Origin of the sequence: Dolichospermum sp. LEGE 00246, from assembly GCF_015207865.1 — a bacterium.
Classification (GTDB): Bacteria; Cyanobacteriota; Cyanobacteriia; order Cyanobacteriales; family Nostocaceae; genus Dolichospermum; species Dolichospermum heterosporum.
Genome location: NZ_JADEWA010000162.1, coordinates 1 through 10,796, shown reverse-complemented (window position 1 = coordinate 10,796; position 10,796 = coordinate 1). Strand labels below are relative to the sequence as shown.

Here is a 10,796-nt window from a genome sequence, read left to right as displayed (position 1 = left end):
GTTGGATGATTGTTTGTGGGGATTTTGGAGATGATTTTGTCTGAATCAGGATTTTCAGGATTTCAGGATTTACAGGATGTTGTTGGATGATTGTTTGTGGGAAGTTGGGATTTTTCAGGATGTTGTTTAATGGTTGTTTGTGGGGATTTTGGAGATGATTTTGTCTGAATCAGGATATCCAGGATTTACAGGATTTACAGGATGTTGTTGGATGATTGTTTGTGAGAAGTTGGGATTTTTCAGGATGTTGTTTAATGATTGTTTGTGGGGATTTTGGAGATGATTTTGTCTGAATCAGGATATCCAGGATGGGTAATTGGTAATTGCGAAAATGCTGTAAACTAACCATCTAAAGAAGAGCATAAAACAACATCTTTAAAATATTCCAACTTCCAAAAATCCCCACTTCCTCAAAAACAATCTTTCCATCACATCCTGTAAATCCTTTAATCCTGAACATCCTGATTCAGACAAAAAAATCCCCACTTCCTCAAAAACAATCCTTAAATCACATCCTGAAAATCCTCAAATCCTGAACATCCTGATTCAGACAAAAAAATCCCCACTTCCCAAAAACAATCCTTAAATCACATCCTGTAAATCCTCAAATCCTGAACATCCTGATTCAGACAAAAAAATCACCACTTCCCAAAAACAATCTTTAAATCACATCCTGAAAATCCTCAAATCCTGAACATCCTGATTCAGACAAAAAAATCCCCACTTCCTCAAAAACAATCCTTAAATCACATCCTGTAAATCCTTTAATCCTGAACATCCTGATTCAGACTAAAAAAATCCCCACTTCCTCAAAAACAATCCTTAAATCACATCCTGTAAATCCTCAAATCCTGAACATCCTGATTCAGACAAAAAAATCCCCACTTCCTCAAAAACAATCCTTAAATCACATCCTGTAAATCCTCAAATCCTGAACATCCTGATTCAGACAAAAAAAATCCCCACTTCCTCAAAAACAATCCTTAAATCACATCCTGTAAATCCTCAAATCCTGGATATCCTGATTCTGACAAAAAAATCCCCACTTCCTCAAAAACAATCTTTCCATCACATCCTGTAAATCCTCAAATCCTGGATATCCTGATTCTGACAATTAAGCGACAAAAGGATTAATTGTATTCAGAAATTCTGCTTCTGCTTGTTGAGCATAATATAGATCCCAGCGAACTTGTAAATTCATCCAGAAATCAACAGATATTCCAAAAAACCTGGATAACCGCAGTGCTAAACTGGGTGTGATATGCTGTTTACCTGCTATTAAATCTACAATTTGCTGTTCTGTAACACCAATAGACTCAGCTACTTTTTGGGGTGTTAAACCTTTATGGATCATAAACTCTTCTAATAACATTTCTCCAGGATGGGTAGGAGGACGATGGGTTGGGATTTTCATAAATGTGATTAATACCTCAATGATAATCTACAATTTCCACAGCATCTGCCCCTAATTCTTGCCAAAAAAAGCAAATTCGATATTGATCATTAATCCGAATACTATACTGACCTTCTCTATCACCTTTTAATGCTTCTAGACAATTACCTGGGGGAATTTTTAAATCTTCTAGGCTTGTAACTGAGTCTAATTGATCTAGTTTACGAACTGTACGCTTCCAAAGGGATGAGGGACAGGTTTTTCGAGCAGCTTTAGAATCTTTACCATCGAAAATGTCTTGTGTACCCAAGTTCTTGAAAGCATGAATCATTTATAAACGTTGGTTTTACTGCTTTGAATAATTGGATAAATAAAAGTCTTATATATATGGGCGCACACTTTTTCACTCATAACATAAGCATAGTCGAAACTGAGAACTTTGTCAATAAATAAATTTTGAAACACGCTTTAAAACGAGTCGGGTTTAAAAGAGGATTTGGGGGTTGACATTTGATTTTAAATTTGTTATCATAGAACTGACAAGGAAGAACTATCATAAAATAATTAATATAAATCATGTCAAAACAGACCCTGGGTTTAGAACAAAACCTATATGATTATTTGCTTTCAATTTCCCTGCGCGAACCAGCTATTTTAACCCAACTGCGTCAAGAAACTGCTCAAATGCCCAGGTCTATCATGCAAATATCTCCTGAACAGGGGCAATTCATGGCATTATTAATTAAGTTAATAGGAGCAAAAAAAACCTTAGAAGTAGGTGTATTTACTGGCTATAGTTCCTTAGTAGTGGCTTTGGCTTTACCCACAGATGGTAAAATAGTCGCCTGTGATGTTAGTGAAGAGTATACCAGTGTAGCTCGACGTTATTGGCAAGAAGCGGGAGTAGCTGATAAAATTGATTTGCATATTGCCCCAGCTTTAGAAACATTAGATAAGTTATTGACAGCAGGGGAAGCGGAAACTTTTGACTTTGCGTTTATTGATGCTGACAAAAGTAACTATGATAATTATTATGAGCAATGTCTTGAATTAATTCGTCCCGGTGGATTAATTGCTATTGATAATGTGTTGTGGTCAGGTAAAGTTGCAGATACAGAAATACAAGATAATCAAACTAACAAAATTAGGGCGTTGAATCGCAAATTACATCAAGACTGCCGAATTACCCTGAGTTTAGTTCCCATAGCCGACGGATTAACCTTAGCGATGAAAAATTAGGAAAATCAACCAAATGGAAGAACTACTTACACTCAAAGAACTCCTGCACCAAGGCAATATCACAGAAGCCTTATTGATTGTCGAAGAATTAGAAGAAATGAGCAAATCTGATAAACTGAATAAAATATTTAGCTATGGCATCATTTTACTTCTACACCTAATTAAACAAGCTGCTGAAAATCGCACCACTAGGTCTTGGAATCTTTCTATTCGCAATTCTGTCAAACAAATTCAACGCAGTAATTCCCGTGAAAAAGCGAAAGGAACTTACATGAGTGAAACAGAATTAGCAGAAACCCTAGAAGATGCTTATGATTTAGCATTAGAAAAAGCAGCAATCGAAGCTTTTGAAGGTCAATACGAAGCAGAAGAATTAAGCAAATTAGTCCAACAAGAAGAAATCATAAAAAAGGCAATGAACTTAATTTGGGAAAGATAAATAAGACCCCTGACTTCTTTTTTATCTTCTTCAAGTGAGGCATAATGGGAGGGAATTAACCGCAGATGGAAGAGGATAGACGCAGATAAACGCAGATAAATTTGTACTTCATTAGATTAAGAGGCATTGCTGAATTGATGTATGAAAGTAGAAAATTCCATCTCTTGAACTCTTACTCTCTGCGCCTCTGCGTCTCTGCGAGAGATAAATTCATACTTTTATTCAGCAACGCCGATTAAGAAATGTTCTAAATCTCCAATTTATCCCCCCGAATTGAATAATCTAACAATTCCATTGGGTGCATAACAGAAATAGTTTTCCCCTGTAAATACTTACTAATCTGCAAACTACAACCAGGATTAGGAGAAGCAATTAAATCAGCACCAGTATTGATTAAATTCTGGGCTTTTTGTTTACCTAATTCCTCCGCAACTTCTGGTTGTAACATATTATAAATACCCGCACTACCGCAACACAAAGCCGCGTCTATGGGTTCTTTCAAAGTCACACCAGGAATTTGTTTTAACAGTTGACGGGGTTGAACACTAATTTTTTGACCATGTAATAAATGACAAGCATCTTGATAAACTAAATTGATATTTTTCTCAGTTAAAGGTGAAAGTTTAGCAGTTAAACCCACATTAACTAAAAACTCCTGTGAATCTTTCACTTTCGCTGCAAATGCTTTGGCTCTTTCCGCATATTCGGGATCATCTGCTAAAATATGACCATATTCCTTCAAAGTATGACCACAACCAGCAGCGTTAATAATCACAAAATCAACATTAGTATCAGCAAAACTATCAATCATTTGTCTGGCTAATGTTTTAGCTTGTTCCGTTTGTCCTTGGTGTTCAGGAAGTGCAGCACAACAACCTTGAGATTTAGGAATTACCACCTCACAACCATTTGCAGTTAATACTCTTACAGTTGCTTCATTCACACCAGAGAAAAACAGCCTTTGCACACATCCTAAAATTACACCCACGCGATATCTTTTTTCACCCTTCGCTGGGATGATATCTGGTAAATTATCCTGAAAAGATTTAAGAGTAATTTCCGGTAAAATAGATTCCATAGCAGCTAACCGGGGAGATATAGCCTTAATTAACCCAGTTGCTTGTAATACCTTAGAAATTCCTAACTTTTGATAAACTAATAAAGGAAAAAGTAAAATTCTTAAAAGATCAGGATTAGGAAACAGAGAAAAAATCAATTGTCGAACCAACTTATCAGGTAAACTGCGACTATAATTCCTCTCCACCTGATGTCTAGTAGCCGAAATCAACTTATCATACTGGACACCAGAAGGACAAGTAGAAACACAAGCCAGACAACCCAAACAAGAATCAAAATGTTCAACAGTAGCCGTATTGAGAGCAATTTCACCCTCATTAATAGCATCCATTAAATAGATACGTCCCCTGGGAGAATCCATCTCCTTTCCTAATATCCGATAACTAGGACAAGTAGACAAACAAAAACCACAATGAACACAACTATCAATTAACTTTGCATCAGGTGGACAATTACCATCAAAACCCTTTAAATTCTTAATACTAGCAGTATTATTATTCACCGAACCTTCCGAAACTTGCATTTATATTCCTCCCCTCTTAACCTCTGTGACCTCTGTGCCTCTGCGGTTCGTTTATTAAAACTTAAATCCCACCCACAAACCGACCAGGACTTAAAATATTTTGAGAGTCAAACTGTTCCTTAATGCGGCGCATTACCTGCAACCCATTACCAGTATACCCCCAAACATCAAACCTTTCCTTGAACTCAACAGGCGCAGATAAAACACTTAAAAAACCAGAATTTGCTGCACATAAATTCCGCAAAGGCAAAATCTGATCTTGATTTTCTAAACGCACCAAACCTAAACCACTACTAATATGAATTAAACCGACTTCTATTTGATTGATAATTTCCACAGCAGCAGTTGGTAATAAACCTATTTTGCAGGTAATCGTAGATTCTGAAACATGAGAATGTATTTGTTCTGGTAATCGTTGCCATAAATCAGCTTCATCATTTCCTGAATAAATTACTCCATGTAAACCTAATTTTTCGCCAATTGCTAAAAGTCGTTTTGACTGTTCTTGAACACTTTCGCTAATAGTTTGAAAACGGGCAATTAAACCTATTCCTGTCCCCAAATCCAAATTAGTAACTAACTTACTTGATAATAAATCTGCTTGAGTTGGTGTTAATTCCGAACCTTGTAAAGTTCTTACTGCTTGGGATATGGCTTCTGGCTTCCCAGTTAATATAACAGTTCCCGAAGTTTCAGGAATGGGATAAACGCGAAAAGTGACTTGGCTGATAATTCCTAATGTACCGTAAGCGCCAGTAAATAATTTCATTAAGTCGTAACCAGCTACATTTTTTACAACTCGTCCCCCAGCTTTAGCGATTTGTCCATCTGCGCGGATAAAAGTTATACCTAAAAGTTGGTCACGCACACCATAACGTTGACGCAGAGAACTGGTGTCAGCGGTAGCGACAATACCGCCTATGGTAGCAGAATCAGGAAAAGCCGGATCAAGTGCTAAAAATTGGTGATGTTTAGCCAAAATCTCCTGAATCTGGGCAAATTTCATCCCTGCTTCCACGGTGACAGTTAAATCACCCACAGCGTGTTCTATGAGTTGGTTAATACGTTCGGTGCTGACAATAATATCAATATTTTTAGCTAAACCACCCCAATTGATTTTACTACCACTACCACAAGTGAGAACACGCCATTTGTGACTGTTGGCAGTGGTGAGAACGGTGGCTAATTCTGCTTGGCTATGGGGATAAATCACACAACTAGGCTGGCTTTTGGAGTCTATTCCTTGTTGGATATGATGCTGTTGGGTGGGGGTAAGATTTTCCCAAGATATAATGGAGGTTTCAGGGCTGAGAATAGAAATTAAAGTAGATGCTATTGAATTCATTAGTCTATTGTTTATATCCTTCTTAATTAATTTAATATGAATTGTATTTCGCACAAAGGAACAAAGTCATAAAATTAGGGCGGGGAAACCCCAACCCTACGTGACAATTAGCCTTTATCTAAGCGCAGCACAGCCATAAAAGCTTCCTGGGGTACATCTACTGTACCTATAGCTTTCATGCGTTTTTTTCCTTTGGCTTGCTTCTGTAATAGTTTCTTTTTGCGGCTGATGTCGCCACCGTAGCATTTAGCTAACACATCTTTTCGCATGGCGGGGATATGTTCACTGGCGATAACTTTTGCGCCAATGGAAGCTTGAATGGGGACTTTGAATTGATGACGGGGAATTAGTTCTTTGAGTTTTTCCGCCATTGATCTACCGACATTGTAGGCTTTATCTCTGTGAACGATCATGGCTAGGGAATCCACTGGATCACCGTTAATCATGATATCCAATTTTACTAAAGGATTTTCTCGGTAGCCAATCAGATGATATTCCATACTGGCGTAACCGCGAGAACGGGATTTCATTTGATCAAAAAAGTCGGTAACAACTTCGGCTAAAGGCAATTCATAGGTGAGTGTGGTCCGTCCTTGGGTGAGATATTTCATATCTTTGAAGATACCGCGACGGTTTTGAGACAACTCCATTAAAGAACCAACGTAGATTTCGGGAGTAATCATTTCTACTTTGACGTAGGGTTCTTCAATTCTGTCGCGCTCATTGGGGTTAGGTAAGCGGCTAGGATTATCAATGTACAGTTCTTCCCCTTTGATGGTGACGACTTTGTAAACCACTGAGGGGGCGGTAATGATTAAATCTAGGTTATACTCACGCTCTAAGCGTTCCTGGACGATTTCCATGTGCAGTAATCCCAAAAACCCGCAACGGAAGCCAAAACCCATTGCACTGGAGGTTTCTGGCTCATACTGTAATGCGGCATCATTGAGTTCTAGTTTTTCTAAGGCTTCCCGCAAGTCTTCAAACTGATCTGCGTCTATGGGGAACATTCCACAAAATACCATGGGATTGGCTTCTGCGTAACCAGGTAAGGCTTCAGTGGCTTTGTTTTTGCATAGGGTAATGGTATCTCCTACTCTGGCATCAGCTACGGCTCTAATCGCTGCACCTAAATAACCTACTTCTCCGGCATGGAGTTCTTCAACTGGCTTTTGGGTGGGAGAGAGTACGCCTAGTTCCTCAATGACATATTCTTTACTCGATGCCATTAAGTAGATGCGATCGCCTTTTTTGACAGTACCATCCATGACCCGGAAATAAACAATTACACCCCGGTAACTATCATAGTAACTATCAAAAATCAGCGCTCGCAGGCTTTCATTTACAGTATCAGCAGGTGGGGGAACTCGTTTGACAATTGTTTCTAAAATCTCAGTAATGCCAATTCCCTCTTTCGCTGAAGCTAAAATTGCACCACTGCAATCTAAACCAATAATTTCTTCAATTTCGCCAATTACTCGCTCTGGTTCTGCTCCTGGTAAATCAATTTTATTTAAAACTGGGATAATTTCTAGATTACTCTCTAGAGCTAAATACACATTGGCTAGGGTTTGCGCCTCTACACCTTGGGACGCATCCACAACTAACAATGCCCCTTCACAAGCCACAAGGGAACGGGACACTTCATAGGAGAAGTCTACGTGACCAGGAGTATCAATTAAATTGAGAACGTACTGCTGACCATCCTTGGCAGTATAATTCATCCGGGCAGCTTGCAGCTTAATTGTAATGCCGCGCTCCCGTTCCAAATCCATGTTATCGAGAAACTGCTCTTTCATCTGTCTATCTTCTACAGTCCCAGTAGCCTGTAGCAACCGATCTGCGAGAGTTGATTTCCCGTGATCAATGTGAGCAATAATACAAAAGTTGCGAATGCGATCTGCGGGAACGTCAGTCATATACCATCTTTGCTCTAAAGCAAACCAAAGTGAAAGCTATTTACTTCATGTATTTTAACACAAACAGCAGAAGTCCAAGGAACAGGGAACAGGGAACAGGGAACAGGGAACAGGGAACAGGGAACAGGGAACAGGGAACAGGGAACAGGGAACAGGGAACAGGCAGGAAGCAAAAATTAATTACCCATTACCCATTACCCATTACCTCTTCCTCATTCCCTGCTATGACAACTTACGCTATTATTTAGAATCTGTTTCTAGCTCCTAATGTTGATGACTCAGCAGTTTACAATTGAATACACTCAATTATAAATATCATAACTGCTGGACAACAGTTTCAATAAACCTATTTCAAAGTATTTAAACCCATGAATATGCAAGAACAACCCAATAGTGCAGATAAAAAACGCGCTGAGAAGACAGAAATCGCTCTTAATCTAGATTCTGAATTAATAGAGCAAATTCAACATCTAACTAATGATCCCAGTAAGGTGATTGAGGTGGCTATTCGTCAATGGTTACGGGGTGATTTTAATAGAGATGATGAGTTAACACGTACCCCTCTACGAACACCTGTTCCCCCTCGTGGTGAATGGAATGATTAAACCGACTTGACAGGTATCAGCTAATAATAAGAAATGTAAAAATTAATCTCTTAAATGCCAGAAAAGTCAAAAATCTACCCTTGAAAAATGTAAAACCTGTAAAAGTTTATGCCAGAATTTAATTTCTCAAAATCTGGAATCTAGTAATTTTATGAGCGATCGCTCATCAGCAACTCTGGGAGCAGAGTTAGTATATACTCAAGATGCCTCTGGACGCTATTTGACTTTTTATTGGCAACACAGCCAATACTTAGAGTGTGATCCCCAGAAGATAGTTGATGTCCTCAATGAAAATGATAGCTTTGCTCCAGTAGATAAGGTTGTTTATCTAGAAAATTTACACCGGATTTTGAGCAGTTCTGTGCCGGAAAGGGTGAAATACTGGTTTAAATGCCCGAATATCGAATTATTAGAGTTGGAATTGACAATTACGCCGATTCTGCCGCAATTTGGTCAGCCCACAACTACAGTTTTGGTAATAGGTAGGTTGTTACCATCAAAAATTAATCCTCAAGATGTGAATCAGGCACTTGAACCGCCAACAGCACTTGAGTTAGCTTTACGATTGCAGCGACATCAAAGGTTATTAAACAAAATCACCAGAAATATTCGTCGGACACTGGATTTAGATGTTATTTGGCAACAAACAGTTGATAGCTTGGGAAAAAGACTCAACCTAGAACGCTGTATTATTTGCCCTTATCAACCCCCTAATACCAAGGTTCAGATAATTGCGGAGTATCATCAACCAGAGCAAATTTCTATTCTTGACTCAGAAATAGATATATCTTCTGAGCCGGCTTTTGCTCAAGCATTAGCGACTTTAGAGCCTGTGGTAATGGCAGTTTCATTTAATCACCAATCTCCACAGTCTCAATCTCTAGTTGTTGCGACTTGTTACAAAGACAAAGCTAATGGTTTAGCTGCTCTTAGTTTTGTTGATAAATGCCATCCACTAACACAAGCAGAATTAGAATTAGCCAGGGAAGTGGCAGATCAGTTAGGAACAGCGATCGCTCATGCTACCTTATATCAAGAACTAGAAGAATCCCGACAAAAAGCTGAAGAAGTTTCTCGCTTAAAAAGCGAATTTCTGGCTAATGTCTCCCACGAAATTCGGACTCCTCTCAATGGCATGATTGGCTTCTTAAGGCTAATTTTAGAAGGAGTTACAGATGATGCTCAAGAACAACATGAGTTTATTTTAGAAGCTCATGAATTATCTTTGCATCTGTTAAATATCCTCAATGATATTTTGGACTTTGCTAAAATTGAAGCAGGTAAAATGGAATTAGACTGTTCACCAGTCAATCTCAAAGAATTATTTGATGACGTTGAAGGCTTTACCCGTCAGCAAGCGGAGGTGAAAAATATTAGTTTTCACATGGAAATGCCTGCAATTTCTGATGCAATTATTGTTCAAGGCAACTATAGGAGATTATTACAAGTAATGCTAAATTTAGTAGGTAATGCTATTAAATTTACCCATGAAGGTAGTATTAATATTAGTGCTGATTTAATACCGAAAAAACACCCTACAACAGTCAAAGTTCGCGTTGTTGACACAGGTATTGGTGTTTCCTTAGATAAGCAAGATAAGCTATTTCAATTATTTTCTCAAATTGATGGTTCTCGGACTCGTCACTATGGTGGTACAGGTTTAGGACTCACCATATCCCAAAAGCTCATAGAAGCAATGGGTGGTGAGGTACATTTTTATAGTCTAGGTGAGGGACTCGGTTCAACTGTGACTTTCACTGTGCCACTGTATCAACAACCATTGATGGTTTAGGTAATGGGTAATGGGTAATGGGTAATGGGTAATGGGTAATGGGTAATGGGTAATGGGTAATGGGTAATGGGTAATGGGTAATGGGTAATGGGTAATGGGTAATGGGAATTAATGGTTTTCGATAGAGTTTATTTCTTGTAGGGTTTGCCAGCCGGCGTACCATTGGGAATTATCTTGTAATAATTTAGCATTTAACCAAAAGCGTACTTGAGGATCACAAGCTGCTACCATTTCTGCATATACCCATTTACCCTGATTTTTGCGGTTAACAACCTGAAAATGTCGCCAACCATCAACTTTTTTTTGTGCAGTCCATTTAGAACCCAGCAAGTAAGGAAATTTTTGTTTTTTAGTCATTTGTTCGTTGTCAGTGGTCATTTGCCAGTGGTCAGTTGTTAATAACTCCTCTTACCCATTACCCATTACCCATCACCTGTAAAGTTTTATATCAGATATTTTATAAT

At 38.5% G+C, this 10,796-nt stretch carries 10 protein-coding genes; 4 read left to right on the top strand and 6 right to left on the bottom strand.

The genetic code is table 11. The annotated features are described in order from the left end of the window. Positions 1 to 1,114 precede the first annotated feature (1,114 nt). Both IQ228_RS12620 and IQ228_RS12615 read right to left on the bottom strand, forming a co-directional pair. The gene (locus tag IQ228_RS12620) at positions 1,115 to 1,414 is read right to left on the bottom strand and encodes a HigA family addiction module antitoxin (RefSeq protein WP_027400705.1); all 300 of its coding nucleotides are present in this window, start codon (positions 1,412 to 1,414) and stop codon (positions 1,115 to 1,117) included. A 16-nt stretch (positions 1,415 to 1,430) separates the two neighbouring features. Continuing rightward, the gene (locus tag IQ228_RS12615) at positions 1,431 to 1,724 is read right to left on the bottom strand and encodes a type II toxin-antitoxin system RelE/ParE family toxin (RefSeq protein ID WP_193962995.1); all 294 of its coding nucleotides are present in this window, start codon (positions 1,722 to 1,724) and stop codon (positions 1,431 to 1,433) included. Between the two features lie 245 nt (positions 1,725 to 1,969). Here IQ228_RS12615 and IQ228_RS12610 point away from each other — a divergent pair, with 245 nt between their 5' ends. Beyond that, complete coding sequence (locus tag IQ228_RS12610) at positions 1,970 to 2,632, top strand: class I SAM-dependent methyltransferase (RefSeq protein WP_193962994.1); 663 nt, start codon at positions 1,970 to 1,972, stop codon at positions 2,630 to 2,632. 13 nt (positions 2,633 to 2,645) lie between these two features. Beyond that, positions 2,646 to 3,071 (top strand): DUF29 family protein, encoded by a 426-nt coding sequence (locus tag IQ228_RS12605; protein ID WP_027400707.1) that lies wholly within the window; start codon positions 2,646 to 2,648, stop codon positions 3,069 to 3,071. A gap of 247 nt (positions 3,072 to 3,318) precedes the next feature. Here the strand turns inward: IQ228_RS12605 and IQ228_RS12600 are convergent, their stop codons facing one another. The 3 genes from IQ228_RS12600 to lepA form a co-directional block, all read right to left on the bottom strand. Beyond that, positions 3,319 to 4,671, bottom strand: coding sequence for a (Fe-S)-binding protein (locus IQ228_RS12600; protein WP_193962993.1), 1,353 nt, complete (start codon positions 4,669 to 4,671; stop codon positions 3,319 to 3,321). A gap of 61 nt (positions 4,672 to 4,732) precedes the next feature. Beyond that, positions 4,733 to 6,016: an FAD-binding oxidoreductase gene (locus tag IQ228_RS12595; RefSeq protein ID WP_193962992.1), complete on the bottom strand. Its 1,284-nt coding sequence runs from the start codon at positions 6,014 to 6,016 to the stop codon at positions 4,733 to 4,735. Between the two features lie 107 nt (positions 6,017 to 6,123). Continuing rightward, complete coding sequence (lepA, locus tag IQ228_RS12590) at positions 6,124 to 7,935, bottom strand: translation elongation factor 4 (RefSeq protein ID WP_027400710.1); 1,812 nt, start codon at positions 7,933 to 7,935, stop codon at positions 6,124 to 6,126. A gap of 368 nt (positions 7,936 to 8,303) precedes the next feature. Here lepA and IQ228_RS12585 point away from each other — a divergent pair, with 368 nt between their 5' ends. Together IQ228_RS12585 and IQ228_RS12580 are read left to right on the top strand one after the other, a co-directional pair. Beyond that, positions 8,304 to 8,540 carry a hypothetical protein gene (locus IQ228_RS12585; RefSeq protein WP_027400711.1) on the top strand — a complete coding sequence of 79 codons (237 nt, stop codon included), beginning with the start codon at positions 8,304 to 8,306 and terminating at the stop codon, positions 8,538 to 8,540. 151 nt (positions 8,541 to 8,691) lie between these two features. Then, positions 8,692 to 10,332, top strand: coding sequence for an ATP-binding protein (locus IQ228_RS12580; protein WP_193962991.1), 1,641 nt, complete (start codon positions 8,692 to 8,694; stop codon positions 10,330 to 10,332). Positions 10,333 to 10,440: 108 nt separating this feature from the next. Here IQ228_RS12580 and IQ228_RS12575 read toward each other — a convergent pair whose 3' ends face one another. Beyond that, positions 10,441 to 10,689: a TIGR02450 family Trp-rich protein gene (locus tag IQ228_RS12575; RefSeq protein WP_027400712.1), complete on the bottom strand. Its 249-nt coding sequence runs from the start codon at positions 10,687 to 10,689 to the stop codon at positions 10,441 to 10,443. Positions 10,690 to 10,796 lie beyond the last annotated feature (107 nt).